Origin of the sequence: Ancylobacter sp. IITR112, assembly GCF_041415945.1 — a bacterium.
GTDB lineage: Bacteria > Pseudomonadota > Alphaproteobacteria > Rhizobiales > Xanthobacteraceae > Ancylobacter.
In genome coordinates, this window is the sequence record NZ_JBGCUS010000001.1 from 2,704,674 (window position 1) to 2,729,495 (window position 24,822).

The 24,822-nt window shown below is 68.5% G+C and carries 23 protein-coding genes and 2 tRNA genes; 13 read left to right on the plus strand and 12 right to left on the minus strand.

The window, feature by feature from the left end; translation table 11 throughout:
- Positions 1-111: 111 nt before the first annotated feature.
- The 4 genes from AAC979_RS12930 to AAC979_RS12945 all read right to left on the minus strand — a co-directional run bounded on the left by AAC979_RS12930 (position 112) and on the right by AAC979_RS12945 (position 4,791).
- On the minus strand, positions 112-1,662 hold the full coding sequence (locus AAC979_RS12930) for a hypothetical protein (RefSeq protein WP_371347286.1): 1,551 nt from the start codon (positions 1,660-1,662) through the stop codon (positions 112-114).
- Positions 1,663-1,767: 105 nt separating this feature from the next.
- Complete coding sequence (gene ubiB, locus AAC979_RS12935) at positions 1,768-3,336, minus strand: 2-polyprenylphenol 6-hydroxylase (protein ID WP_371347287.1); 1,569 nt, start codon at positions 3,334-3,336, stop codon at positions 1,768-1,770.
- A gap of 4 nt (positions 3,337-3,340) precedes the next feature.
- Positions 3,341-4,156: a bifunctional demethylmenaquinone methyltransferase/2-methoxy-6-polyprenyl-1,4-benzoquinol methylase UbiE gene (ubiE, locus tag AAC979_RS12940; RefSeq protein WP_371347288.1), complete on the minus strand. Its 816-nt coding sequence runs from the start codon at positions 4,154-4,156 to the stop codon at positions 3,341-3,343.
- Positions 4,157-4,311: 155 nt separating this feature from the next.
- Positions 4,312-4,791 (minus strand): hypothetical protein, encoded by a 480-nt coding sequence (locus AAC979_RS12945; RefSeq protein WP_371347289.1) that lies wholly within the window; start codon positions 4,789-4,791, stop codon positions 4,312-4,314.
- Positions 4,792-4,991: 200 nt separating this feature from the next.
- On the opposite strand from AAC979_RS12945, the gene AAC979_RS12950 reads away from it, so the two are divergent.
- From AAC979_RS12950 to AAC979_RS12980, 7 genes are all read left to right on the plus strand, one after another.
- Positions 4,992-5,510 (plus strand): GNAT family N-acetyltransferase, encoded by a 519-nt coding sequence (locus AAC979_RS12950; protein WP_371347290.1) that lies wholly within the window; start codon positions 4,992-4,994, stop codon positions 5,508-5,510.
- Positions 5,511-5,516: 6 nt separating this feature from the next.
- Entirely contained in the window at positions 5,517-6,431 is a 915-nt protein-coding gene (locus AAC979_RS12955; RefSeq protein WP_371347291.1) for a DMT family transporter, read from the plus strand.
- Between the two features lie 100 nt (positions 6,432-6,531).
- On the plus strand, positions 6,532-7,797 hold the full coding sequence (locus tag AAC979_RS12960; protein ID WP_371347292.1) for an ABC transporter substrate-binding protein: 1,266 nt from the start codon (positions 6,532-6,534) through the stop codon (positions 7,795-7,797).
- A 24-nt stretch (positions 7,798-7,821) separates the two neighbouring features.
- Positions 7,822-9,705 carry an ABC transporter permease gene (locus tag AAC979_RS12965; RefSeq protein ID WP_371347293.1) on the plus strand — a complete coding sequence of 628 codons (1,884 nt, stop codon included), beginning with the start codon at positions 7,822-7,824 and terminating at the stop codon, positions 9,703-9,705.
- A complete protein-coding gene (locus AAC979_RS12970) occupies positions 9,702-10,478 on the plus strand; it encodes an ABC transporter ATP-binding protein (protein WP_371347294.1) in 777 nt (258 codons plus the stop codon). Before AAC979_RS12965 ends, AAC979_RS12970 begins: the two co-directional genes overlap by 4 nt.
- Positions 10,475-11,152: an ABC transporter ATP-binding protein gene (locus AAC979_RS12975; protein WP_371347295.1), complete on the plus strand. Its 678-nt coding sequence runs from the start codon at positions 10,475-10,477 to the stop codon at positions 11,150-11,152. Before AAC979_RS12970 ends, AAC979_RS12975 begins: the two co-directional genes overlap by 4 nt.
- Before the next feature lie 121 nt (positions 11,153-11,273).
- Positions 11,274-11,729, plus strand: coding sequence for a MarR family winged helix-turn-helix transcriptional regulator (locus tag AAC979_RS12980; RefSeq protein ID WP_371347296.1), 456 nt, complete (start codon positions 11,274-11,276; stop codon positions 11,727-11,729).
- Positions 11,730-11,786: 57 nt separating this feature from the next.
- Here AAC979_RS12980 and AAC979_RS12985 read toward each other — a convergent pair whose 3' ends face one another.
- Positions 11,787-12,761 (minus strand): amidoligase family protein, encoded by a 975-nt coding sequence (locus AAC979_RS12985; protein ID WP_371347297.1) that lies wholly within the window; start codon positions 12,759-12,761, stop codon positions 11,787-11,789.
- A gap of 296 nt (positions 12,762-13,057) precedes the next feature.
- Between AAC979_RS12985 and AAC979_RS12990 the strand changes: the two genes are divergently transcribed.
- Positions 13,058-14,737: a methyl-accepting chemotaxis protein gene (locus tag AAC979_RS12990; protein ID WP_371347298.1), complete on the plus strand. Its 1,680-nt coding sequence runs from the start codon at positions 13,058-13,060 to the stop codon at positions 14,735-14,737.
- Positions 14,738-15,024: 287 nt separating this feature from the next.
- On the opposite strand, the gene AAC979_RS12995 is transcribed toward AAC979_RS12990, so the two are convergent.
- A tRNA-Pro gene (locus AAC979_RS12995) sits at positions 15,025-15,101 on the minus strand.
- Positions 15,102-15,276: 175 nt separating this feature from the next.
- Here AAC979_RS12995 and AAC979_RS13000 point away from each other — a divergent pair.
- Both AAC979_RS13000 and AAC979_RS13005 read left to right on the plus strand, forming a co-directional pair.
- Positions 15,277-15,351 (plus strand) — tRNA-Gln (locus AAC979_RS13000).
- 101 nt (positions 15,352-15,452) lie between these two features.
- A complete protein-coding gene (locus AAC979_RS13005) occupies positions 15,453-16,043 on the plus strand; it encodes an adenylate kinase (protein ID WP_371347299.1) in 591 nt (196 codons plus the stop codon).
- 60 nt (positions 16,044-16,103) lie between these two features.
- Here the strand turns inward: AAC979_RS13005 and AAC979_RS13010 are convergent, their stop codons facing one another.
- From AAC979_RS13010 to AAC979_RS13030, 5 genes are all read right to left on the minus strand, one after another.
- A complete protein-coding gene (locus AAC979_RS13010; protein ID WP_371347300.1) occupies positions 16,104-17,021 on the minus strand; it encodes an efflux RND transporter periplasmic adaptor subunit in 918 nt (305 codons plus the stop codon).
- The gene (locus tag AAC979_RS13015) at positions 17,018-17,224 is read right to left on the minus strand and encodes a DUF1656 domain-containing protein (RefSeq protein ID WP_371347301.1); all 207 of its coding nucleotides are present in this window, start codon (positions 17,222-17,224) and stop codon (positions 17,018-17,020) included. Before AAC979_RS13015 ends, AAC979_RS13010 begins: the two co-directional genes overlap by 4 nt.
- Before the next feature lie 14 nt (positions 17,225-17,238).
- On the minus strand, positions 17,239-19,200 hold the full coding sequence (locus AAC979_RS13020; protein ID WP_371347302.1) for an FUSC family protein: 1,962 nt from the start codon (positions 19,198-19,200) through the stop codon (positions 17,239-17,241).
- Positions 19,201-19,539: 339 nt separating this feature from the next.
- Positions 19,540-20,376: an alpha/beta fold hydrolase gene (locus AAC979_RS13025; RefSeq protein WP_371347303.1), complete on the minus strand. Its 837-nt coding sequence runs from the start codon at positions 20,374-20,376 to the stop codon at positions 19,540-19,542.
- Between the two features lie 306 nt (positions 20,377-20,682).
- A complete protein-coding gene (locus tag AAC979_RS13030) occupies positions 20,683-21,258 on the minus strand; it encodes a helix-turn-helix domain-containing protein (protein ID WP_371347304.1) in 576 nt (191 codons plus the stop codon).
- A gap of 402 nt (positions 21,259-21,660) precedes the next feature.
- Between AAC979_RS13030 and AAC979_RS13035 the strand changes: the two genes are divergently transcribed.
- From AAC979_RS13035 to AAC979_RS13045, 3 genes are all read left to right on the plus strand, one after another.
- Positions 21,661-23,088, plus strand: a complete 1,428-nt coding sequence (locus AAC979_RS13035) for a sensor histidine kinase (protein WP_371347305.1) — start codon at positions 21,661-21,663, stop codon at positions 23,086-23,088.
- Complete coding sequence (locus AAC979_RS13040; protein WP_371347306.1) at positions 23,085-23,744, plus strand: response regulator transcription factor; 660 nt, start codon at positions 23,085-23,087, stop codon at positions 23,742-23,744. The genes AAC979_RS13035 and AAC979_RS13040 overlap by 4 nt, the downstream gene beginning before the upstream one ends.
- 98 nt (positions 23,745-23,842) lie before the next feature.
- Positions 23,843-24,226 (plus strand): response regulator transcription factor, encoded by a 384-nt coding sequence (locus AAC979_RS13045; protein WP_371347307.1) that lies wholly within the window; start codon positions 23,843-23,845, stop codon positions 24,224-24,226.
- A gap of 42 nt (positions 24,227-24,268) precedes the next feature.
- Here the strand turns inward: AAC979_RS13045 and AAC979_RS13050 are convergent, their stop codons facing one another.
- Positions 24,269-24,814 carry a DUF892 family protein gene (locus AAC979_RS13050; protein WP_371347308.1) on the minus strand — a complete coding sequence of 182 codons (546 nt, stop codon included), beginning with the start codon at positions 24,812-24,814 and terminating at the stop codon, positions 24,269-24,271.
- Positions 24,815-24,822 lie beyond the last annotated feature (8 nt).

Consider the following 24,822-nt stretch of genomic DNA (forward strand, 5'->3'; position numbering starts at 1 on the left):
GGAGCGGGAGGTCGGGCGTTCATACAGCCAAACGCCGATTCGGCCGAAGGGCAACCGCGAACATGCTGAACGCCCGCCGCCGGCCAGGGGAACCGGCGGCGGGAGCCCGGCTTACTGCGCGAACTGGAACCGCGTCGGTGTGGGCGTGGCAAGGCTCGGCAGGAAGCTGAAATCAGACGGGGTCTTGCCGTCCACCAGCGTCGCCGCGCGGTGGCAGCCGATGCAGGAGCCCACGCCGCCGGACGCGGTCGGCTTGGTGTTGTTCTGAATATAGGTTTCCAGCGTCGCGTTGGAGAGAAGGCCGGGCACCGCGTCGATGGGATAGGGCGCCAGGAATGTTTCCAGGCCGGCGCCCCACTGGGTGCCGACCAACTGGTAATTGGCCAGCGCTGATCCGGCGAGCGCCTTCTGCCATTGGGCGTTGAGGTCGACGGTGAGGCTGTAGATCTGCCAGCAGCGCACCACCTGCGGGCCGGAATACAGCGTGCGCGCGCCCACGCTCACCGGCTGCGCATAGCCCTTGGCGTAGGGCTGGACCGGGTTCCAGACGAAGTTGGGCAGGCTGGACGAGGCTGTGGGAGGAATATTGGTCGCCGCGCTGGTGGACGGGACGAAATAGGACGCGACGGGGCTCCCCGGCGCCGCCGCGCCGCAGGAGGGCTGGTCGAAGTTCCGGCATTTGGTGGGAGCGGTGGGGTCGCAGGCCGCTTCCGCCAGAGGCGCATTGTCGACATGCTCGAAGGTGGACCAGATCCATTCGGGCCGCAGGTTCTTGTTCGTGGCGTAATCGGGATTGCGCTGGATGATGTGCATGCCGACCATGCCGACCGTCACATTGGCGCAGATCGGCTGGGCGTTGCTCACAAGGTCGGGCGCCACCGCCAGCAGCACGTTCTGCGTGATGTAGCGGCTGGCGGTGTCGTTGGGTCCGAGCACGCGCCAGGCGATCTTCAGTTCGATGGCGCCGCGCGCGCCCTGCGGGTCGGTGGAAGAGGCGGTGAAGGCGACACTGTTGCCGCCGGCGACGAAGTTCTTTTGACCCGCGACGGTCAGCAGCGTGTTGAGCGGGTTGCCGCCGGGCGCGGCGAGATAGGCGATTTCAGTGACGTTGACCCGCCGCTCATACAGCGTCCAGTTGCCGTTGATTTCGATCAGCGGCACATCGGTGGAGGCCTGGTAATAGTCGTCATTCTTCTGCGACGGATTTCCCTTGCCGTCGCTGCCGATGGAAATGACCGGCAGGCCCGACGGGTTGGCGCAGGAGGCTTGAACCGGCGCATTGCCGAATACTTGGTTCACTTTCGCCCAGGTCTGCCACACGCGCGGCCCGCTGGCGGCGAGGCCGGTGGCGGCGGGGGCGGATTCCGTATCCGCCGTCCAGTTAAGCCCGACAAAGCTCTGCCACGACATATTGTCGAACGGCGTCTGCGAATCCTTGGCGGCGTTGGTGGGCCGCCCGCCAATGATACCGTTATAGCCAACGCCGTTGCCCAGCATCGGGTCGGGGCCGATATAGGCCGGGATGATCGCACAGGGCGCGCTGGCGCCATTGGCGCAGAACTGCGCCACCGGCACATAGGGGGTCTGGCTGTAGGCGTATTGCGCGGCGGCGGTGGTGAGGCCGACCGCTCCGGCGAGGCACAGCATGGTGAGGGCACGCATGGCATAACTCCCCGCAATGGTTGCGGAAAGTATCATTACACCATTTGGTGTGTTATGGCACTTTAAAGTTGTATCAATTCAGTTTAGCAACCGAAACACCCTGGCTCAGAACAGCATCTGCGCCAGCAGCAGCGCCGCGATCGCCCACAGGCCGGCGGCGACCCAGCGATTGCCCCGCCCCTCGGCCCGGCCGATGGCCTCCGTCGTCTCGGGCGAGAGGGTCAGTCCGTCGCGGGTGGCGGCGTCGAGCTGTATGGCGATGCGCTGGCCGTGGGCGATGAGCTCCGGCAGCGTCTGCAGCGAGCGGCCGACCGCCCCGATGCCGGTCGCCATCTCCTCCATCCGCCCGGCGGGGCCGAGATTGCGCTCGATCCAGGCGCGGACGACCGGCTCGGCGGTCTTCCACATGTCGAGCTGCGGGTCGAGATTGCGGGCGACGCCCTCCACCACCACCATGGTCTTCTGCAGCAGCAGCAGTTCCGGCCGCGTCTGCATGTCGAACAGCGCGGTAACCTCGAACAGCAGCGTCAGCAGCTTGGCCATGGAAATCTGGTCGGCGCGGCGCGAATAGATCGGCTCGCCAATGGCGCGGATCGCCTGGGCGAAATCCTCCACCGAATGATGCGGCGGCACATAGCCGGCCTCGAAATGCACCTGCGCGGTGCGCAGCCAGTCGCGGGTGATGAAGCCGAACAGGATTTCCGCGAGGAAGCGCCGCTCCTTATGGCCGAGCCGGCCCATAATGCCGCAATCCACCGCCACCAGCCGGCCCTCGGCGTCGATGAACAGATTGCCGGGGTGCATATCGGCGTGGAAGAATCCGTCGCGCAGCGCGTGGCGCAGGAAGGACTGCATCACGATCTGGCCGAGACGCGGCAAATCGTGCCCGGCCGCGCGCAGCGCCTCCAGATTGTTCAGCTTGATGCCGTCCACCCATTCGGTGGTCAGCACCTCGCGACCGGTGCGGTCCCAGTCGACCGCCGGCACGCGGAAATCGGCATCTTCTTCGGTGTTCTGCGCCAGTTCGGACATGGCGGCGGCTTCCAGCCGCAGATCCATCTCCATCGACACCGAGCGCGCCAGCGTGTCGACCACCGCCACCAGTCGCAACCGCTTGCCCTCGGGCGAGGAACTCTCGCCGAGCCGCGCGGCGCGGTAGAAGGAAGAGAGGTCGATGCGGAAGCGCCGCTGCACGTCCGGGCGCAGCACCTTCACCGCGACGCGGCGGGCGGTGCCGTCGGGGTCGATCACCTCGCCCTGATGCACCTGGGCGATGGAGGCGGCGGCGAGCGGCGGGTCGAGCCTTGCATAGACCGCGCCCACCGGCCGGTCGAAGGTGCGGGCGATGGTCGCCTCCGCCACCGCCTGCGGAAAGGGCGGCATGCGGTCCTGCAGCAACTCCAGGTCGCGGGCGAGCTGCGGGCCGACTACATCCGGCCGTGTGGCGAGGAACTGGCCGAGCTTCACATAGGACGGCCCCAGCCGGGAGAGCGCGGCGCCGAGCCGGGCGGCGCTGGAGGCCGGCCCGCGCCGGGCGATCAGCGCCGCCAGCGCGAAGAGCGGCTCGGAGCCGGGCGGGCGCACGCCGGGGTCGATGCGCGAGGCGACGCCCTCGCGCGCCATCACGAAGCCGGCACGGGCGAGGCGCAGATAATCGCCGAGAGGAGTCGCCACGGCGCTAGATCCGCACGCCGGAATGCAGCGCCACGATGCCGCCGGTGAGCGGCTGCCAGGCCACCCGCTTCAGCCCCGCCTCGCGCATGAGATCGGCGAAGGCTTCCGGCGGCGGGAATTTGCGGATCGATTCGACCAGATACTGGTAGGACTCGGCGTCCCCCGTCACCAGCTTGCCCATGCCGGGAATCAGCTTGAACGAATAGGCGTCGTAAATGGCGTCGAGCCCCGGCACGTCGACGCGGGAGAATTCCAGCACGAAGCAGCGCCCGCCGGGCTTGAGCACCCGGCGCATCTCGGCAAGCGCCTTGTCCATGCGCGGCACGTTGCGGATGCCGAAGGCAATGGTGGCGGCGTCGAAGCTCTTGTCGGCGAAGGGCAGCGATTCTGCGTTGGCCTCGACGAACTCCACCCGGTCGGCGAGGCCGAGCCCCTGCGCGCGCTCCCGCCCGACGCCGAGCATGCCGCCATTGATGTCGGCGACGACGGCGCTGGTGCCCGGCCCGCCGGCCTCCACCGTCCGGAAGGACACGTCGCCGGTGCCGCCGGCGACATCGAGCAGGCGGAAGGCGCGCGCGCTCTTGGGCGGGCGCAGGCGGGAGACCAGCAGGTCCTTCCACACCCGGTGGAGGCCGAGCGACATCAGGTCGTTCATCAGGTCGTAGCGGCGCGCCACCGAGTGGAACACCTCGTCGACCATGCGCTGCTTGGCCTCCAGCGGCACGGTGCGGAAGCCGAAATGCGTATCGGCGCCGGCGCCCGCCTGCGGCGTGTCGCCAGCCACCGGCGTAGCGCCGGCCACCTGTGTGTCGCCAAGCATGGTATCGCGGCTCCCGCGTTCGATGCGATTTGCGGCCGGACCATAGCGGAGTGCCCCGGCGCCTCCAAGCCGCCGGCCGGAGCGTCAGGACGCCCCAGCCCTGCGGGCCGTGCAGGACGGCGCCGGGCGGCGGGTGCCCGGCTCAGCGCGCCCGCTCACGCCGGGCAGCGGACATAGACCATGGTGCCGTAGCGGCCGGCCACTTCCGGGTCGAGCCATTTGAGCACCAGCACCTGCCCGTCGAAGCGCACCACCTCGCGGTCCGATCGCGCGCCCGGGGGTTCATCGGCGAGGCCGATATAGATCGGCCCGCCCGCCACCTGCTTCGACACCACCTCGGAGGGCGACGAATCGTCGGCGAGATACATCATGAAGCCGCCGGTCGGGCCGATGCTGATGACATAAGGCTGGCGGCAGCCCTGGCGCGCCTGCGCCTCGGTGCGGGCGGCGTCCTCCGGCCGGTGATAGGCGGCCAGACCCCATTTGCCTTCCACCTGCTGCGCCGTGATCGGCGAGGTGAACTGCGGGCGCGGCGGCTCGATCGGCTGCGGCGCGGGCGCGGAAGCGCAGCCGGCGAGCAGGGCGGCGAGCAGGGCGGCCGAAGCCAGGCGGAGGACGGGTCGGGACAGGTTCATCGAGCACTCCGGAACGGAAGGCCAAGCGGACGGGCCGTCGCGGTTAAGCACCAGCCCGCCATTTCAGATCCATGCATCGGGCATAATGAATGGTCTTTACGCCAGAAGCCGGGCCGAACATAGTCCGCCCGCGCCCCGCCGTCGAACTCTCCCAGCCTTCCCGGCGAGAAAATGGACCGCGCCGGGCCGGAGTGACCGACGTGAGCGATTTCCTGATCCGGCCGGCGAGCGACGCGGATGGCGATGCCATCGCCGCGCTGATCGCCGCCGCCTTCGCCGAATATGAGGGCTGCGTGTTCGACCGCGCCGCCGAATTTCCTGAACTCGACGCCATTGCCAGCCATTTTTCCGCACGCGGCGGCTGTATCTGGGTGGCCGAAGGGACGCAGGGCGTCATCGGCTCGACGGCGCTGGCGCCGACGCGCGATGCCGACGCCCCGGCCGGCGGGCAGGAGATCTTCAAGGTCTATGTCGCCCGCGCCGCCCGCCGCCGTGGCATCGCCCGCGCGCTGTTCGACACCTCGCTCGCCGCGGCGCGGGCCGCCGCCGCGCCGGAAATCCGGCTGTGGACGGATACGCGCTTCACCGATGCCCACCGCTTCTATGAGCGCTGCGGGTTCATCCGCGACGGGGCGGCGCGCGAGTGCCACGACCTGTCCGCCACCTGGGAATATCTCTACCGCCTGCCGCTCGCGGCCGGCCGGGCGGGCGAAGGCTGAACCTCCATGTGGCAGGCAACCCTTCGACGCGCCGTGCTCAACGGCCCCGCTCTGGTGGCCATCGCCGCCATCGGCCTTCTCTCGATCATGGACGGCGTCATCAAATATGTCGCCGTCGCCCATGGCCCCGGCCAGATCGCGATGCTGCGCTATGCCGTCGGCGCGCTGGCGGCGGGCGCGGTGTTCCTCGCCTGCCGCACCCCCCTGCCCGGCCCTTCCCTGCTGCGCCCGCATCTGTGGCGCTCGGTGCTGGTGTCGATCACCGCCCTCACCTTCTTCTATTCGCTCTCCGTGCTGCAGCTTGCCGTGGCGCTGGCCCTGTCCTTCTCCTCGCCGCTGTTCATCGCCCTGTTCGCCGCGCTGTTCCTCGGCGAGCGGCCGGGAAAGTCGATCCTGCTCGCTCTCGCCCTCGGCTTCGCCGGCGTGCTGGTGGTGCTGTGGAACGAGCTCGACATGAGCGCGGGCGGCAGCCTCGCCAATGGGCCGGGCGTGGTCGCGGCGCTGGTGGCGGCCGTCACCTATGCGCTGGCCATGGTGACGCTGAAGAGCCGCGCCGCGCGCGACCCGATACCCACCATCGTGCTGCTGCAGAACGGCTTCGCCTGCGTGCTGGTGTCGCCGCTCGGCACCTGGCAGTGGGTGCCGGTGTCGGGCGAGGCGGTGTGGCTGTTCGTGCTGATCGGCGTGCTCGGCACAATGGGACATCTGGGCATGGCCTGGGCCTATGGAAGGGCGGATGCCAGCCAGCTCGGCGTGTTCGAATACACCTCCTTCCTGTGGGCGCTGGTGATCGGCCTGGTGGCGTTCAGCGAGATTCCCGCTCCCAGCACGCTCGCCGGCGCGGTGCTGATCGCCGGCGGCGCGCTTATCGCCTCGCGACGCAGCCATCTGCACGAGGCGGAGGTCGAGGTCGGCCCCTGACCGCGATGCGTGATCCGTCGCGCGGGGCTGGACCGCGCGCCGCAAGACGGTAGGTTAGGCCGCGACACGCCCCCCTCCTCGGTTCACCCGGAGTTCTGCGATGCGCCCCCTCACGGCAGCGCCGTTCCTGTCGGCGCCCCTTCCGCGCCGCGCGGCCCTTGGCGCGGCGACCCGCGCGGCCCTGTTCGCCCTCGCCGCCCTCGCTGTGCTGCCGGCGCTGCCGGCCGGCGCGGCGGAGCCGATCCGCATCGGCGAGCTCAACAGCTACAAGGCGCAGGCCGCCTTTCTCGACCCCTATCGCAAGGGCATGGAACTGGCGCTGAAGCAGGTCAACGACGCCGGCGGCGTGCTCGGGCGCCCGCTCGAACTGATCTCGCGCGACGATGGCGGCAATCCCGGCGACGCGGTGCGCGTCGCCACCGAACTGCTCACCCGCGACCGGGTGGACCTCATCACCGGCACCTTCCTCTCCCATGTCGGGCTGGCGGTGGCGGAACTCGCCAAGCGGCGCAAGGTGTTCTTCCTCGCCGCCGAGCCGCTGACCGACAAGCTGACCTGGGCGGACGGCAACCGCTACACCTTCCGCCTGCGCCCCTCCACCTATATGCAGGTGGCGATGCTGATGCCGGAGGCGGTGAAGGCCAACCGCAAGCGCTGGGCGATCGTCTACCCCAATTACGAATATGGCCAGTCCGCCGCGCAGACCTTCAAGACCCTGCTCACGGCGGCGCAGCCGGATGTGGAATTCGTCGCCGAACAGGCGACCCCGCTGGGCAAGATCGACGCCGGCCCGGTGGCGCAGGCGATCGCCGACGCCAAGCCCGACGCGGTGTTCAACGTGCTGTTCGCCGCCGACCTCGCCCGCTTCGTGCGCGAGGCCAATGCCCGCAAGGCACTGGACGGCACCTTCGTCGTCAGCCTGCTCTCCGGCGAGCCGGAATATCTCGACCCGCTGAAGGACGAGGCGCCGACCGGCTGGGTGGTCACAGGCTATCCCTGGTACGCGATCACCATCCCCGAGCATCAGGCGTTTCTCGACGCCTACCGCGCCGCCTATAATGACTATCCCCGGCTCGGCTCCATCGTCGGCTATGCCACCATCAAGTCGCTCGCCGCCGGCATCGCCAGGGCCGGCAGCACCGATGCCGAGAAGCTGGTGGATGCTTTCGAGGGGCTGGAAGTGGACGGGCCGTTCGGCCCCTTCACCTACCGCGCCAGCGACCACCAGGCGACGATGGGCGCCTTTGTCGGCACGCTGGCGGTGAAGGACGGGCGCGGGGTGATGATCGATCCCGTCTATGTCGACGGCGTCCGCGTGCTGCCCTCGGATGACGAGGTTACGAAGCTGCGCCCGGCGGCGAACTAGCGCGGCGGCGGGCGGTTGGCGGGGATGAGCGTCGAGGCGCTGGCGTTCCAGGCGATCAACGGCTTCGCCTCGGCCTCCGGCCTGTTCCTCGTCGCGGCGGGACTGTCGATCATTTTCGGCGTCACCCGCATCGTCAACATGGCGCATGGCTCCTTCTACATGCTGGGGCTGTACCTCGCGGTGACGCTGGCGCCGTGGCTGGGCGAGGCGTTTGGGGGGATGCTGGGCTATTGGGGCGCGGTGCTGGGCGCGGCGCTGATCACCGCCGCGCTCGGCGCGGTGGTGGAGGTGCTGCTGCTGCGGCGCCTCTATGCCGCGCCGGAACTCTACCAGTTGCTCGCCACCTTCGCCCTGCTGCTGATTCTGAGCGACGCCACCCTCGCTTTGTGGGGGCCGGAGGACATTCTCGGGCCGCGCGCGCCGGGACTGTCGGGCTCGGTGGAATTCCTCGGGCGGCATCTGCCCGATTACGACATTTTTCTCGCTCTCATCGGCCCGATCGTCCTCATCGTCCTCCACATCGTCCTCACCGGCACCCGCTTCGGCCGGCTGGTGCGGGCGGCGACGCAGGACCGCGAGATGGTCGCCGCGCTCGGCATCAACGAGGCGGTGCTGTTCACCGCCGTCTTCGCGCTCGGCACCGGCATTGCCGGCTTCGGCGGTGCGCTGCAAATGGCGCGCGAGCCGGCAAATCTCGCGCTCGACCTCTCCGTTCTCGGCGACGCCTTCGTCGTGGTGGTGGTGGGCGGCATGGGCTCGATCCGCGGTGCCTATGTCGCGGCGCTGCTGGTGGCGGAGGTGAAGGCGCTGTGCACCGCGCTAGGGATTGTGGAGGTGGCGGGCTTCACCTTCAATATGTCGCGGCTGACTCTGGTGGCGGAGTTTCTCGTCATGGCGGTGGTGCTGGTGGTCCGCCCGCACGGGCTGTTCGGCCGGCCGCTCGCCCCCGCCGCCCGGCGCGGCGAAGCCGAGGCGCCGCTGCGCCCGCTCGGCCCGCAGGGTCGGCTCATCGTGCTGGCGGTGCTGGCGTTTTTCGCCGGCATTCCCCTGCTCGGTACCTTCGCCAGCTACGCCCCGGTGCTGGCGCTGGACATGCTGATCGCGGCGCTGTTCGCCGCCTCACTGCACCTGCTGATGGGCCCGGGCGGCCTCGCCTCCTTCGGCCACGCCGCCTATTTCGGCCTCGGCGCCTACGGCACCGCCTATGCCGCGACCGTGCTCGGCCTGCCGACGCCGCTCGCCTTAGCCGTTGGAATCCTTACCGCTTCTTCCGGTGCCGGCCTGTTCGGCTGGTTCTGCGTGCGGCTGGAAGCGGTGTCCTTCGCCATGCTGACCCTGGCCTTCGCGCAGATCGTGTGGTCGATCGCGCATCAGTGGGAAGAGGTGACGGGCGGCTCCAACGGGCTGTTCGGCGTCTGGCCGGACCCGCCCTTCGACAGCGCGAACGGGCTCTATCTCGCCGCGCTGGCGGTCGCCGTGCTCGGGCTGTTCCTGCTCCGGCGCGTGGTGTTCGCCCCCTTCGGCCTCGCCCTGCGGGCATCGCGGGACTCCCGCCTGCGGGCGGAAGCCTCAGGAATCGCGGTGGAAAAGGTGCGCTGGCTCGCCTTCGCCCTGGCCGGCACGCTGTGCGGCGCGGCGGGTGGGCTGTTCGCCTTCGCCAAGGGCTCGATCTCGCCGGAGGCGATCTCGGTCGGGCGCTCCATTGACGGGCTGGTGATGGTGCTGCTCGGCGGCGTCCACAGCCTGATGGGCCCGCTGCTCGGCGCCGGCGGCCTGACGCTTTTGCAGGACATGGTGATGCGCGAGAGCCCTTACTGGCGTGGCCTGCTGGGCCTGCTGATCCTCGCCCTCGTCCTGCTGTTCCCCTCCGGCATCGCCGGCGGGCTGCGCCGCAGGAGTGTGCGATGAATCCCGCCGCGCCCGTGCTGGAAGTTTCAGCTCTGACAAAGCGTTACGGCGGCGTACAGGCGCTGGATGGGGTGAGCTTTTCCATCGCGCCGGGCGAGCTTCTGGCGCTGATCGGCCCGAACGGGGCCGGCAAATCCACCTGCTTCAACATCGTCAACGGCCAGTTGCGGCCGGATTCCGGCGCGGTGCGCCTCGGCGGACGCGCCATTACCGGGCTTCCCCCGCGCCGCATCGCCCGGCTGGGCGTCGGCCGCACCTTCCAGGTCGCCAGCGTCTTCGCCTCGATGACCGCGCGGGAAAATGTGCAGATGGCGCTGATCGCCGCGCGCGGGCAGGTGTTCCGCCTCTGGCGGTCGGCGCAGGGGCAGGCGCGCGAGGCGGCGCAGGCCCTGCTGGAGCAGACCGGCATGGCGGCTTTGGCGGAGCGGCCCGCCGCCGCCCTCGCCTATGGCGATGTGAAGCGGCTCGAACTCGCCATGGCGCTCGCCGGCGAACCCCGCCTGCTGCTGATGGACGAGCCCACCGCCGGCATGGCGGGCGAGGAACGCCAGGCGATGATCGCACTGGTGCGTCGGCTCACGCGCGCACGCGGCCTCGCCGTCCTGTTCACCGAGCACGCCATGGATGTGGTGTTCGGCCATGCCGACCGTGTGGTGGTGCTGGCGCGCGGCCGGCTCATCGCCGATGGCAGCGTGGAGGCGGTGCAGAACGACCCCGCGGTGCGCGAGGTCTATCTCGGCGACACCACCTTCCTCACCCGGGACGACCGATGAACACCCTGGCGCCGCTGCTCGATGTGGACGGTCTCGACGCCTGGTATGGCGAGGCGCGGATCCTGTTCGGCCTTTCCTTCCACATCGCCCCCGGCGAAGCCGTCGCCCTGGTCGGGCGCAACGGAGCGGGCAAATCGACGACGATGAAGGCGATTCTCGGTCTTGTGCGGCGGCGGGCGCGCCGGCTGCGCTTTGGCGGAACCGACCTTTCCGCATTGCCGACCCACGCCATTGCCCGCCTCGGCATCGGCTATGTGCCGGAGGATCGCCGCATCTTTACCGAGCTGACCGTGCGGGAGAATCTCGATCTCGGCCGCCGTCCGCCGCCGCCCGGCGCCCGCCGTGCGGCGTGGTCGGAGGAGGCGGTGTTCGAGCTGTTTCCCCAGCTCGGCGCGATGCGCGAGCGGCAGGGCGGGCAGATGTCCGGCGGCGAGCAGCAAATGCTGGCGGTGGCGCGCGCGCTGGTCGGCAATCCGGCGCTGCTGCTGCTCGACGAGCCCTCCGAAGGTGTGGCGCCGATCGTGGTCGAGCAGATGAGCCGGGCGCTGGCACGGCTGAAGGCGGCCGGGCTATCGCTGCTGATCTGTGAGGAGAGTTCGCATTTGTGCGCGGCGATCTGCGACCGGGTGCTGCGCATCGAGCAGGGCGAGATGCGGGCGCCGGCGCAAGCGTGATGACCAGCGCGGCGAACACATACTGAGCGCCGCCACCGCAGCGTCTCGTTCAAAAAATGGCATTTGCGCTTCGGCGCGCCTGTGCTCTGATACGCCGATGGTATCAGAAGGGGTTACAGCGATGACAAGGGGCGGTCCGGAACGGCCGGACGGCGCCAGGGACGGCGAGCCCTATCGCGTCGACGCCCAGGTCGGTTTCCTGATGCGCGTCGCCTGCCAGCGCCATGCCTCCCTCTTCGCCGCCCGGATGATCGAAGGGCTGACACCGCCGCAATTCGCCACGCTGGCCAAGCTGCGCGAGATCGGCCCCTGCTCGCAGAACCATCTGGGGCGGATGATCCATCTCGACGCCGCCACCATCAAGGGCGTGGTCGACCGGCTCGCGGCCCGCGCCTTGCTGGTCATCACCGATGATCCGCGCGACCGGCGCCGGCGCACGGTCGACCTCTCGGCCTCCGGCCGGGAGGTGGCTGACGCGGCGATCCGCGTCGCCGGTGAGATCACCGACGCCACCCTCGAACCCCTCACCCCGGGCGAGCGGACCGAGGTGGTGCGGCTGCTGCACAAGCTCGGCTGAGGCGGCGTCCGCCACCCGTTGGCGCCAGGGGAAGGCACGGGATGCCGGCGGGAGAGATCAGCCCCGGTGCGCCTCATGCCGGCAGGATTCGGAGCGGAACCACGCCCGGCGTCCGGTCTCGTCGATCCAGTTCTCGATCAGTCGGCTCACATCGCCCCGCCCGTCGCACAAGGCGTCAGCGGCCAGTGCCTCGACCGCCACCCAGCGGTTCCAGTCAGCGGCGAGGCTCCAGCCGGGTCGGCCGACATAGGCCAGCGGCAGCCGGTAATGCAGCACGGCCCGCGGCGTGACCTTGCCGCGAATCCGCGCGCGGACCTCGTCGGGAAAGAGATGCAGGAACAGCGGCAGCAGGTCGAGCGACCGCTTGCGTGTGGGATTGGCCGCGACATAGTCGGCGCAGAGCATGGCGAGGTCCGGCCGGTAGTCCGCCGACAGCACACGCCGGACATAGGCCGGCGGATAGGCCGGCGGCGCGTGAAAGCGCAGCAGCGGGCCGGTAAGCGTCGCCCGCCTCAACGCCGGTTCGAGCAGAAGATAGGCCCGCAGCAGGCGCAGTAGCGTCCGTGCATCGGTGGCCGCCGGCCCGATATTGAAATGCAGGCCGAGCGAATCGGTCGCGATCGCCCCCTCGCCCCCCGCCCCCGCCGCGCGCAGCGCCTGCGTCACGGCGTCGAGCTCGTGCAGCCGTTCCGGCGGCAAAGGGTCGGTGATGAGTTCGCGCGGCACCAAGGGGCGCGCCAGCCTCCCCAGCCAGCCGGCCAGGGAGCCGAGCCGCCGTCCTGGGCCGGCGCGCTTCGGGTGCACATGGCGCATGTCCAGCTCGATGCCGATGGTACCGAGGCGGGAGCCGACGAGCCGGAAGGCGTGAGGGTCTTCTTCCTCGACACTGCCGCCAAGGACGGCGCTGAGGCACCGCGCCGCCTCCCGCTCCGCCAGGCGCGTGAACTCGATCTCCACCCCGACCCGCCGGGAACGGCCGTGGTCGGTCGATGGCGTCGGCAGGGGGTCGAACGGCGGAGCGGGCACGCTCACCCGCGGCACCAATGGGGCTGGCTCATGCGCGGCATATGGGGAAGCCGCGCGTCTTGTCCAGAAGCGGCGGTCCGCTCCCGTGAGACAGGTCAGCCTCACGCAAGACAGCGGCAGGAAGTTCGCGTCACGGTCAGGTGAACGCTCCGTGAGAAGTGTGCCCCCCCGGCCGGCTCTTAACCTGGGCTCCGCAGATCTCCTCCAACCGTGTCCGGATCGCGCCCCGCCACTCCCTGCCACGGCAGGCGCCGGTGCATGCGCGACCGCCGCATCACCTGGCCGCCGCCCGGAGACCTGGAATGAACATGAAGAATTTAGCGATCCGTACCAAGATCATGCTGGCATTCGGGCTTGTCCTCATCGCCAGCCTCGTCACCGGCGGCGTCATTTTGCAGGCGCAGTCCGCTGTCCGGCAAAACGTGGACTGGACGGTCCACACCTACGATGTCCTGGAGCACATCGACGGCATGATGGCCGCCATGGTCGATCAGGAAACCGGCCTGCGCGGCTATCTCATCACCGGCAACGAGGCCAATCTGGCGCCGCTCCGGGCAGGAGAGGCGGCCTTTGTTGCGGACTGGACCGAGGCGAAGTCGCTCACCAGCGACAATCCCACTCAGCAGGAGCGGCTTGAGGCCGTTCGCCAGCAGGTCGAGGCTTGGAAGCGCGACGTGGCCACTTTTGCCATCAACCTCATGAAGTCAGGTTCTGCAGAAGGCGCCCGCGAGGTCGAATACGCCGGCAAGGGCAAGGTCTATTTCGACAAGATCCGCAGCCTTGTTGCCGAACTCCGGGAAGCCGAGGCTTCACTGCTCACCGTGCGGCGGAACGACATGGAAGCGGCCGAGGGGATGATCCTGTTCGCTGTCGCCCTGTCAGTCGCGGTGATTCTGCTGATCGGCGTCGGTGCGGCCTTCATACTGAACAAGATGATCGCCGTGCCGATCCGCGCCACCGTGTCGGCCATGGAGCAGATCCGGGGCGGCGATTTCGCCACCGCCGTGGACTACACCGAACGCAAGGACGAGATCGGCGCCATCAGCAACGCGCTTCTGGCTTTCCGCGACGGCCTTCAGGAAGCCGAACATGCCCGCCAGGCGGCGGCCGCGCGTGCCGAGAGCGAGCGTCAGGCGATGGCCCGGCGCGACCAGCTCGCCCAGAGCTTCGTCGCCAAAATGGAGAGCATCGTCAATCAGGTCGCCTCATCCTCCAGCGAGGTGTCGGTGGCGGCTCACAACCTATCCGACACAGCGGAGGAAACCTCGCGCCAGGCGGTCGCCGTCACCAATGCGGCGGCGGAAGCTTCCACCAATGTGCAGACGGTGGCCAGCGCCACCGAGGAAATGAGTTCCTCCATCAGCGAGATCGGCTCGCAGGTGACACAGGCCGCCGCCTTTGCCGCCTCCGGCTCGGATGAAGTGACCCGCGCCGCCGGTGAAATCCGCGAGCTGTCCGAAGCGGCGACCAAGATCGGCGAAGTGGTCAACCTCATCACTGACATCGCCGCCCAGACCAATCTCCTCGCGCTCAACGCCACCATCGAGGCGGCGCGGGCGGGCGAGGCGGGACGCGGCTTCGCGGTGGTGGCACAGGAGGTGAAGCAGCTCGCCGAGCAGACCGCCCGGGCGACGCAGGAAATCGGCCTGAAAGTGCAGGGAATCCAGCAGTCCACCAGCCGCACCGTCGGTTCGATCGAGAAGATCGTCGGGACCATCACCCAGATCCGCGATGTCACCACCGCGATCGCCTCGGCGGTGGAAGAGCAGGCTGCCGCCACGCGGGAGATCGCCAGCAACACCCATATGGCGGCGAGCGGCACCGGCGCGGTGAACGACAATATGGCGGGTGTCGGCCGCGCGGCGGAAATGACCGGCGCCGCCTCGACCCAGCTCTCCTCGCTGTCGAATTCGCTGTCCTCGCGGGCCGGCGACCTGCAGCGCGAAGTGGCCGAGTTCGTGCAGAATCTGCGCGCGGGCTGATCCACTCCCCGGCGAGGTCGCGGCGCGACGGCGCGGCCTCATGCACCCGGGCGACGGGAAGGCCAGATCGACAACGCCCGCCTTCGAGCCGAAGGCGGGCGTTGTCATGCGGTCGGCTGGCGAGGATGGCGAGCGGCGTTTCGCAGCGCCGCGCCGAAGCGGCACCGGCCGGGAAGGCTGGCGCTGCCGCATCAGGGGAGCGGCACCTTTGTGGCCGGGCAGGAATGTCGTTCTGTTGGGCCCTGGTGTGCCCATGTTCCAAGACATTGAAATGTCTCGGATCCGCGTGGTCGGAGTGGCAGGATTTGAACCTGCGACCCCCTCGTCCCGAACGAGGTGCGCTACCAGGCTGCGCTACACTCCGCCGCGGCGCGCAGCCTCTAGCATGTGAATGAGCCGGCCGGCAAGGGGCCCGCCGCCACTTGTCGAGGGATCGGTGGATAAGCCGGCTGTGGCCTGCCCGAGCGTCGAGGTTGAAAGCGGCGGCAAGCTGTGGCTATCTCCGCGCCCACGGAACGCGCCCGGCAGGGCGCGACGATTGGGGCGTCGCCAAGCGGTAAGGCAGGGGATTTTGATTCCCCCATGCGGAGGTTCGAATCCTCCCGCCCCAGCCAATCTCGTTATCTCGTTGAGGTCAGGCGCGGTTGGCGAGCGATGCGCCGCCACCGCACGTCCGTGAGGCGTGCCGCGCCGACAGGTCTTTTCCGGAGCAATGATGACAGCACAGCCGCGGCTTTATGTGATGGGGGCGTCATGCTCCGGCGTTTCCACCCTCGGGAACATCGTAGCCGGGAGGCTCGGCCTGCCGCATCTCGATGTGGACGCCTTCTACTGGATGCCGAGCGATCCGCCCTACAGCCAGAAGCGCCCGCCGGAGGACCGCGTCCGCCTGATCGCGCAGAAGCAGGCCGAGGCGGAGGGCTGGGTGCTCACCGGGTCGTTCATCGGCTGGGGCGACGCACTGATTCGCGGCGTCGACCTGATCGTGTTTCTCGTCACGCCAACGCCCATTCGGCTGCAGCGGCTGGACGCGCGGGAGGTGGAACGGCACGGCGCGCGCATCCGGCCCGGCGGCGACATGCACGACGCGCATCTCGCCTTTCGGCAATGGGCCTCGCGCTATGACGATCCCACCTTCGAGGGACGAAACCTCGCCCAGCATGAGCGCTGGCTGGAGCAGCAATCCGCCCCCGTGCTGCGTCTGCAGGGCGAGCGCCCAACCGAGGAACTGGCGCGCGCCGTCATTGACGCGCTGGCCCGCCTCGACGCCGGCTCATTTCACGGTTTCAAGGACACAGTGAAATGACCTCATTCTTTGTTTTGGCGTGCTTCCTTCAGGCTACGGCATCCACTTCGCTCGAAAACGCTAAGGAACCGCCGCGCCTTGCGGATCGCCGCTGATCGAGACAGTCGCGGTTAAGCCGGCCGCGAGGGTGATGCCGGGCGGCACCGGGTCGAGAGCGATCCGCACGGGAACGCGCTGGGCAAGCCGAACCCAGGTGAAGACCGGATTGACCGTGGCGAGACCGGAACCGTCGGGCTGCGCGTTGGCAATGGCGATCCCACGCCCGATGCCGGAGACCTTGCCGGTCAGCGTGCCGGGATAGGCCATCAGCGCCACCCGTGCGGTCGCTCCCGGGCGAATGCCGCTCAGCACCGATTCCTCGAAATAGGCGTCGACCCAGAAGCTGTCGGCGTCCACCACGGACAAGGCCCGCTGGCCGCTGGTGGCGTAATCCCCGGGCTGGGCGAGGAGATTGGTGACATAGCCATTCACCGGCGAGACGATGCGGGTGCGGCTGAGGTCCAGTCGTGCCTTATCGCGCACGGCGAGCGCCTGCTGATAGGCGGCGGCCGCCATCTCGGCCCCTGCGGCAAAGCTCTGCTGCTCCTCCTTGGAGACCGCCAGCGTATCGAGATCAGCGCGACGCCGGGCTTCCGCCTGCTTGTTGTCGAGGTCGGCCTTGGCCCGCGCCACGGCGGCTTCGGCGTTGGCGAGGGCGATCTGGTAGTCATCCGGTTCGATGAGAGCGAGCGTGTCGCCCTTATGCACGAACTGGTCGTCCTTGACCGGCAGGTCGACGATGCGGCCGGACACTTGCGGCGCGATGGTGACGACATAGGCGCGCACCGTGCCGTCGCGGGTCCAGGGTGTTTGCATATAGGCCTGCCAGCCCCACCAGCCCAACAGAAGGGCGGCGCCCAGCGCGCACAGGGTGAGCAGCATGGGCGTGACAGCATAAGTGGTCGACGGCCGCTCATCGGCCGGAGAAAGAGCGGTCATTGGCGCGGCCCCAGCAGCAGCACGAGGAGGGACAGGAGGATGATGTAGAGCGAGAGATTGAACAGGCCGGGATGCCAGACCCGGCGCGTCAGGCTGACATGATGGGCGATGCGGCTCAGGGGAAAGGTCGCCAGCCAGGCCGCCAGCATCATCACCGCGAAGGGGGCGACATAGACCCCGAAAATGTCGAATTCCCTATACATGATCTCTCGCTTTCCTAGCTGAAGGACGACAGGAACAGCGCTCGCGCGTCGAACCGCGCGCTGAGCAGCCCGGCATGCAGATCGACGGCGTCGCGCAGCACATCCACCGCGGCACGAATTTTCACGGTGCGAAAGGGCGAGTCTTCCGGCAGGCCCGCCGGGCCGGCGTCGCCCATATTCTGTATATCTTCCAATGCATTACGGACAACATCGAGTCGACCACCGGCCAGCGCGTCGAGGGCGCGCCGCAAGGCGGGAGCAGCAACCGGGCAATCGGGCAGCGCCTTGAGTTGAAGCACCGCCTGTCCCATTGCGAGCAGGCCCGTCAGGCTACCGGCCTGTTCGGGCGCCGCCTGCGGCGGCAGCGCCTCGGCGCGTCGCGTCAGCCGCGCGGTCCAGCGGGCGGCGTCGCCCGGGCCCTCGTCCCGTGCCAGCCGGCGCAGATCCCGCACCGACAGGGCGACGAGGCGGCGGGCGCGGTGTTGCGGGTCGATGGTCGGCATGACGACAAAGAACAGCACACCGATGACCGTGCCGGAGACGATCGCCAGAGCGAGATTGAAATAGGCGGCCGCGTCGTAGCTGATCGGATTTCCCACCCCCAGCAGCGGCAATGAGGCGATGGACATGCCGAGAAAGGCGACATTATGCCAGGTGCCCGCCTGCATCATGCCGAGGCAGACGAACAGAGGCGCGAGCACCGCCAAAAGGCCGGCAAAGGTCGAAAGCCCTGGAAGTACAGCGAAATAAAGCACGCCGCCCAGCACCACCATGGCGGCGGCACCGATCGCGTAGTCCTTTGCGAACGCGCGCGCCTGATCGCCGAACGAGCCGAACACCAGCGTGCCGACGGTGGCGAAGACGATGGCGAAGGCGCCGTTCGGCCAGGCGGACTCCACCCAGAAGACGCTGGTGACGAGAACCGCGAGGAAAACCCGGGCACCGTTCAGCAGCGCCGGCAGCAGATCGGCGGTCACGAAGGGCCGGCGCGGCGCCGCACGGCGCGGACTTTCGAGTTCGATGAGGAGGACGATCGTATCGGTGAGGCCGATGAGACCGGCGACCACCTCCCGCGCCGCGTCCACCGCGATGCGGCTCGCCGGGTCGGCGGCGGGCAGCGCGTGAAGCGCGCCGGCGACCTCTTCCGCCGTGCGGCGCCACTGCCGCGGGGCTCGTTCGAGCCGGGCGGGATCGACCCGGCGAAGCAGCGGCACTAGTTGCTCGCGGATCGGCGCCAAATCCTCCGGGTGCAGCGCCAGATGCGCGGCGGCATTGCGCCAGCCGACCAGCGCGCCGACCAGCCCGTCCATCATCCGCTGAAGATTTCCCGCGCGCGAGCGCAGATAGGAGGACTCGCCGACCGCGGCGTCGATCTGCGCCTGCAGCGGGCCGAGGCTCTGGGCGACGGCGCGCCGCGCCGCCGCGTGCTCGGGCGTCTCGCCGGGCTGTTCCAGCGTCGCGAGGAAGCCGGCCGCGACCTGTCCGGCGGTGTGCCGCAGCGTGCCGGCAAGCTGCTTGCGCGCCGCTCCGAAATCGGTGAGCACCATGACCAGGCCGGCCGAGGCGATGCCGATGCAGATCTCGCCGACGCGGATCACCGCGAGAAAGAAGGCCCCGCCCGGATCCGCCAGACTGTCGGCGAAGATGATCACCGCCGTGATGCCGGCCAGCGACGCCGCATAGGCCGCGAAGTTGCGCAGCAGCACCACGGCGACGCCGCACAGCCCGCACCACAGGGCGAGAGAGAACAACAGCGCATCGCGCTGCTGCGGAAACAGGGCGAGCAGCGCCACCATCGCCACCCCGCCAATGATCGTGCCGATGGCGCGAAAGCGCCCCTTCTGCAGCGAGGCGCCGAGATTGGGCTGGCAGACGATCGCGGCGGTCGTCGCCGCCCAGAAGGCATTCTGCAGTTCGAGATAATAGGTGATGTACAGCGCGAGGCACACCGAGGCGGCGAGGCGAAGCCCGAACAACAGGCGCGGCCGGAGAACGGTGAGAAGCGCCGCCGCCTTCCCCCGGCTTGACGCCGGGCCGCGACCTGTCGCCAATGATGCGTGAGCTTCGCTCATCGTGTAGCCCGCCGGGTTGAGGACGTTCCCAGCATAGGCCGTGCGGCACCGGCGAAAATCATACGGCCGTTCCGCCGTCTAGCCCTTTGGTATGCCGGAGCCCGATCCGATCCGTTTGAGAAAACCTGATCGGTAAAACCGTCTCCGGCGCCCGCGCCGACACGGCGCGGCCGGGCGCATGCGAAAAGCGGCGATGCCCGTAAAGGCACCGCCGCTCTCCGGTCACGTCACCAGCCGTGAGGCTCAGGCTTTGATGAAAGCAAGCAGGTCCGGATTGATCACATCGGCATGGGTGGTCAGCATGCCGTGCGGGAAGCCCGGATAGGTCTTCAGCGTGCCGTTCTGCACCAGCTTCACCGAGAGATGGGCGGAATTGGCGATCGGCACGATCTGGTCGTCCTCGCCATGCATCACCAGCACCGGCACGGAGATCGCCTTGAGGTCTTCCGTCTGATCAGTCTCGGAGAAGGCCTTGATGCCTTCATAATGCGCCTTGGCGCTGCCCATCATGCCCTGGCGCCACCAATTATTGATCGCGCCCTGCGAGACCTGCGCGCCCTCACGATTGAAGCCATAGAACGGGCCGGAAGCGACATCGAGGAAGAACTGCGCACGGTTGGCGGCAAGCGCGGCGCGGAAGCCATCGAACACCTCGATCGGCAGGCCGCCGGGATAAGCTTCGGTCTTGGCCATGATCGGGGGAACGGCGGAGACCAGGACCGCCTTGGCGACGCGGCCCTGCGGTTCGCCGAACCGGGCGACATAGCGCGCCACCTGGCCGCCGCCGGTGGAATGGCCGATATGCACCGCGTTCTTCAGGTCGAGATGCTCCACCACGGCCGACACGTCGGCGGCGTAATGGTCCATGTCATGGCCCTCGCTCACCTGCGCCGAGCGACCATGGCCGCGGCGGTCGCTGGCGACGACGCGGAAGCCCTGGCCGAGGAAATACAGCATCTGCGCGTCCCAATCGTCCGAGGACAGCGGCCAGCCGTGATGGAAGACGATGGGCTGGGCGTCCTTCGGGCCCCAGTCCTTGTAGAAGATCTCGACGCCGTCCTTGGTCGTGACGTAACCCATGATGATACTCCTTCTGATGGAAGAGGATGTGTTTCAGGCTCTTGCTGCGCCTTTGCGGGAGAACGCAGGGAATGCGGGGCGCCGCCGGGAGGTGCCCGCCGACCTTTGTATCGTACGCGACAATACATAGCGCGATATCATTTATCGCGAAAGATAAAATCGACGGCAGCGATGCGTTTTCGTGTCTGCAGCTCTGCACAGTTGCGCGCGGGCGGCGGCGGCACGTCCCCACTGGCACGTTCCCACCGGCACGGGATGCCTGCGGGAGACGAGAGGGGGTAAGCGAGAGACGCGGCTGCGCGGCGCTCAGAACCCGGTGACGACGCCCGCCTGCGCGGCCGTGGCGTGATCCTTCCACAGCGCGGTGACGAGACCGAGACGGGCGGACGCCGAGGACAAGGCGCGCAGGGGTTGCGCCGGCTTCAGCATCTTGCGCCGGCGGACTTCGGCAACGCGCCAGCGGCGCGGCGTCTCGCCGGTGAGGCGCTTGAACACGGTGGTGAAGTGCGCCTGGGTCTGGAAGCCGACCGCGAGGGCAACGTCGATGACGCGCTGCTGCGTGCCCGCCAGCAGTTCCTGGGCCGCCTCGATACGACAGTGCAGCAGATAGTCATGCGGGCGCATGCCGGTGGCGCGCCGAAACTGGGCGGCGAAATGCATGCGGCTCAGCCCGGCGGCGCCGGCCATATCGGCAAGGGTGACACGCTCGCCGATGTTCATCCTCACATAGTCGACAACGCGCTTGAGGCGCCATTTCGGCAGGGCCGAAAGGGCCCGCGCATTGCGGTCGATGGCGCTGATCGCGCCGTCTGCTTCCTGAAGGCGCTCGGCGCTCTCGCCATACACGCCGTTGTCGGTGGTCCGGGCTGCGCAGGGATGCATGTGAAATCCTCTCAAGATCATCAGGCAATGCGATGAGTTGAGAGTAGACATCCCGGCGCCCGGCAAAATTGTACGAGCGTTTCAATACCTATTCTGTTGGATGCCGGTCCCCATACCTTGGTATGTCGGCGGCGCCTGTTTCATCCCGCACCAGGAAACGCCGCCGCCGCGCCGGGACTGACGACCAGCCTTAATATAACACCTCTTGCTTGTAGGCGGATTCCGGAAAGGAAGACTGCCCGCGCCCGCCCTGCGCCGGCGCCGCTCTGGACCGTGCGATCAGGATAGCTTTAATCAACGCCTTCGCCCGACATGCGGGGCCTGCCCATACGTCACGACAGACGGCGCCGCAGGGCGCAGGTGCGGTAGCGGCAGGTGCGGTACCAGAAAGGACGAGGCGCGATGGCGGGACGGTCACCCTATTTTTTCCCGGCACTCGCCGTCGCCATGGCCGCGCCGATCTTCGCGGTCGACACGCTCACCCCGCTCGACACCGCCATCGCCGTTCTCTACGTCGCCGTCATCATGCCATCGGCGCATTTCCTCGGACAGCGCGGCGTGCTGGTGGTCTCCGGCAGTTGCATCGCCCTCGCGCTCACCAGCTTCATCATCGTGCATCAGGACGACTGGGAGAGTTCGGCACTGGTGCGGCTGGGGGTGAGCCTCGCGGCGATCCTCATCACCAGCGCGCTGACCCTGCGCAACCAGCAGGTGACGGCGGCGCTGCGCGCCCAGGCCAACCTCTTGAACCTGACGCACGACGCCATCTTCGTGCGCGACCTGACGGACCGCATCACCTACTGGAACCAGGGGGCGGAACGGCTCTATGGCTGGAGCCGGGCGGAAGCGCTCGGCCAGACCGCCGCCAGCCTGCTGCGCACCCGCTTTCCCGACACGCCGGCGCGCATCCACGCCGCCCTGCTGGCCGAGGGCCACTGGGCCGGCGAACTCCTCCATTTCAAGCGCGACGGCACGCAGGTCGCCGTGCTGAGCCGATGGTCGTTGCAACTCGACAAATCCGGGCGTCCGGTTGCGGTTATGGAGACCAATAACGACGTCACCCAACGCAAGCGCTCGGAAGCCATGCTGCAGAAGGCCCAGACCGAACTGGCCCACGCGACCCGCGTGGCGACGATGGGCGAACTCACCGCCTCCATCGCGCATGAGGTCAACCAGCCGCTCGCCGCCGTCGTCACCAATGGCGAGGCGTGCCTGCGCTGGCTCGGCCGCGAGGTGCCCGATCTCGACGAGGCCCGCGCCTCGGTGGAGCGCATGATCAGCAATGGCCGGCGCGCCAGCAACGTCATCGCCCGCCTGCGCGCGCTCGCCCGGCGGGACGATCCCGACCATGTCGCCGTCAACCTCAATGACATCGTCGAGGAGGCGCTGACGCTGGTGGAACGCGAGGCGGACACGCAGGGCGTCGGCGTCGCGCTTGAGCTTGAGGCCGCGCTGCCCGCCATTTCCGGCGACCGCGTGCAGTTGCAGCAGGTGGTCATCAACCTGATGATGAACGCCATTCAGGCGATGGCGGGCGTTTCGGGGCGGGCGCGGCGGCTGTCGGTCACCACCCGCCGGGACGGCGAAGCCGCCGGCCAGGGCTGCGTCCGCGTCGAGGTGCGCGATACCGGGGTGGGCATCGACGCGCAGAGCGCCGACCGGCTCTTTACCGCCTTCTACAGCACCAAGAAGGACGGGCTCGGCATGGGTCTCTCGATCTGCCGCTCCATCGTCGAGGCCCATGGGGGCCGCATCGCCTTCGCCGCCAATCCCGACCATGGGATGAGCTTCTCCATCCGGCTGCCCGCACTCGAGGAATCCTTGCCGTGATAAACCGCGCCTCTTCCGGTCGCCCGCCTGCCCCCGCGCCCGCCCCGACGGTGATCGTGGTCGATGACGACGAGGCCCTGCGCGAAGCGCTGAGCAGCCTGTTCCGCTCGGTGGGGCTGCGCGTCGAACTCTATGGCTCGGCGGCGGAACTGCTCGCCGCCAAGCCGCCCGCCGCGCCGCGCTGCCTGGTGCTCGACATCCGGCTGCCCGGGGTCAGCGGGCTGGACTTCCAGGCGCAGATCGCCGCCTCGCCGATGAACATGCCGATCATCTTCATGACCGGGCATGGCGATATACCGATGACCGTGCGGGCGATGAAGGCCGGCGCGGTCGACTTCCTCACCAAGCCCTTCCGCGACCAGGACATGCTCGACGCGGTGGCGGCGGCGCTGGAGCATGACCGCCGGCAGAGCGAGGCGGAGAAGGCCGCGACCGATCTCCGCGACCTGTACCAGTCGCTCACCGCGCGCGAGAAGGAGGTGATGGCGTTGGTGACCTCGGGGTTGATGAACAAGCAGGTGGCGGCGCAGATCAACCTGTCGGAAATCACCGTAAAGATTCACCGCGGCCATGTGATGCGGAAAATGAACGCGAGATCGCTGGCGGATCTGGTGCGGATGGCGGAGACGCTCGGCCTCGGCATCACAAAGGCTTAAAGTGCAAACCTCCGTATGATTTGAATCCCGGAACTTTCGCGCCATCCTCTGCTTGACGCGCCAAGGCGTGCCGCTTTGTCCGCGAAAGGATTTCTCCCGTGTCTGACGTTCCGATGATCGCCATCGTCGACGACGATGAGTCGGTGCGCGTGGCAACCGCAAGCCTTGTCCGTTCCTTCGGCTTCAAGACCGCGGTGTTCGACTCGGCGGAGGCTTTTCTCGCCTCGCCGGCCCTGCCGCAAACCCGGTGCCTCGTGACCGATGTGCAGATGCCGAGCATGAGCGGGCTTGAGCTGGTCGAGCTGCTGCGGGCGCGGGGCGTCGGCCTGCCGGTCATCTTCATCACCAGCTTCCCCGAGGAGCGGATACGCCGCCGGGCGCAGGAGGCCGGCGCCGCCGGTTTCCTCTCCAAGCCCTTCGATGCCGACACCATGATGGGCTTCGTGCTCGACGCGCTGAAGCGCCCCACGCCGCCCAACTGACGGCGATCGCCGGCCCTGCCAGAAGGCGGGCCGCCGCCTCGGTCAGCTCGCGATCGCCACCACTACCGGGTCGCGCCCCACCTTGGCGAGAGCGCGAGGCGTCAGGCGCTTCTCCGCCAGCAGGCGCAGGGACTCCGCCGCCCGCTGGTGGTGCGTCATGCCGGCCTGCAGCAGCCGGCCGCAATCGGGCCGGCCGACGCCCACCAGCCGCCCGATGAGGCTCGCATAGCGCGCGGCGGTATAGGCGGCGGCGGCGTGAACCGTGCCAGCAATGGCGATATCCAGCACATGATCGTCGTCGATCTCGCCGGCCAATTCTTCTTCACTGATGAAGATGCCGTCGATCGCGGGGGATTCCGTCACATGCGGACGGCAATCCCGCCGGCGGCACACTTCCTCGATCTGCGCGATATTCCCGCTGCCTGCGGCCTGGCAGGCCTCGATATCGTGGCGCAGCGCCGGATCGGACACCTTGCCCGCCAGCACGGCCAGCGTCTTGGAAATACGGCGCTCGGTGTAGAGCAGTTCGCCGAGTCCCTGGATCAGGAGGTCGTCAAGCGACCTGATGTCTTTCGAGAGCAGTCCCACGGCACGTC

What these genes read in the sequence shown, in the direction of transcription:
- AAC979_RS12930 (WP_371347286.1), bottom strand. Translation starts at nt 1,662, where the DNA reads ATGCGTGCCCTCACCATGCTGTGCCTCGCCGGAGCGGTCGGCCTCACC.
- ubiE (WP_371347288.1), bottom strand. Translation starts at nt 4,156, where the DNA reads ATGCTTGGCGACACACAGGTGGCCGGCGCTACGCCGGTGGCTGGCGAC.
- AAC979_RS12945 (WP_371347289.1), bottom strand. Translation starts at nt 4,791, where the DNA reads ATGAACCTGTCCCGACCCGTCCTCCGCCTGGCTTCGGCCGCCCTGCTC.
- AAC979_RS12955 (WP_371347291.1), top strand. Translation starts at nt 5,517, where the DNA reads ATGTGGCAGGCAACCCTTCGACGCGCCGTGCTCAACGGCCCCGCTCTG.
- AAC979_RS12960 (WP_371347292.1), top strand. Translation starts at nt 6,532, where the DNA reads ATGCGCCCCCTCACGGCAGCGCCGTTCCTGTCGGCGCCCCTTCCGCGC.
- AAC979_RS12965 (WP_371347293.1), top strand. Translation starts at nt 7,822, where the DNA reads ATGAGCGTCGAGGCGCTGGCGTTCCAGGCGATCAACGGCTTCGCCTCG.
- AAC979_RS12970 (WP_371347294.1), top strand. Translation starts at nt 9,702, where the DNA reads ATGAATCCCGCCGCGCCCGTGCTGGAAGTTTCAGCTCTGACAAAGCGT.
- AAC979_RS12975 (WP_371347295.1), top strand. Translation starts at nt 10,475, where the DNA reads ATGAACACCCTGGCGCCGCTGCTCGATGTGGACGGTCTCGACGCCTGG.
- AAC979_RS12980 (WP_371347296.1), top strand. Translation starts at nt 11,274, where the DNA reads ATGACAAGGGGCGGTCCGGAACGGCCGGACGGCGCCAGGGACGGCGAG.
- AAC979_RS12990 (WP_371347298.1), top strand. Translation starts at nt 13,058, where the DNA reads ATGAACATGAAGAATTTAGCGATCCGTACCAAGATCATGCTGGCATTC.
- AAC979_RS13005 (WP_371347299.1), top strand. Translation starts at nt 15,453, where the DNA reads ATGACAGCACAGCCGCGGCTTTATGTGATGGGGGCGTCATGCTCCGGC.
- AAC979_RS13010 (WP_371347300.1), bottom strand. Translation starts at nt 17,021, where the DNA reads ATGACCGCTCTTTCTCCGGCCGATGAGCGGCCGTCGACCACTTATGCT.
- AAC979_RS13015 (WP_371347301.1), bottom strand. Translation starts at nt 17,224, where the DNA reads ATGTATAGGGAATTCGACATTTTCGGGGTCTATGTCGCCCCCTTCGCG.
- AAC979_RS13025 (WP_371347303.1), bottom strand. Translation starts at nt 20,376, where the DNA reads ATGGGTTACGTCACGACCAAGGACGGCGTCGAGATCTTCTACAAGGAC.
- AAC979_RS13030 (WP_371347304.1), bottom strand. Translation starts at nt 21,258, where the DNA reads ATGCATCCCTGCGCAGCCCGGACCACCGACAACGGCGTGTATGGCGAG.
- AAC979_RS13035 (WP_371347305.1), top strand. Translation starts at nt 21,661, where the DNA reads ATGGCGGGACGGTCACCCTATTTTTTCCCGGCACTCGCCGTCGCCATG.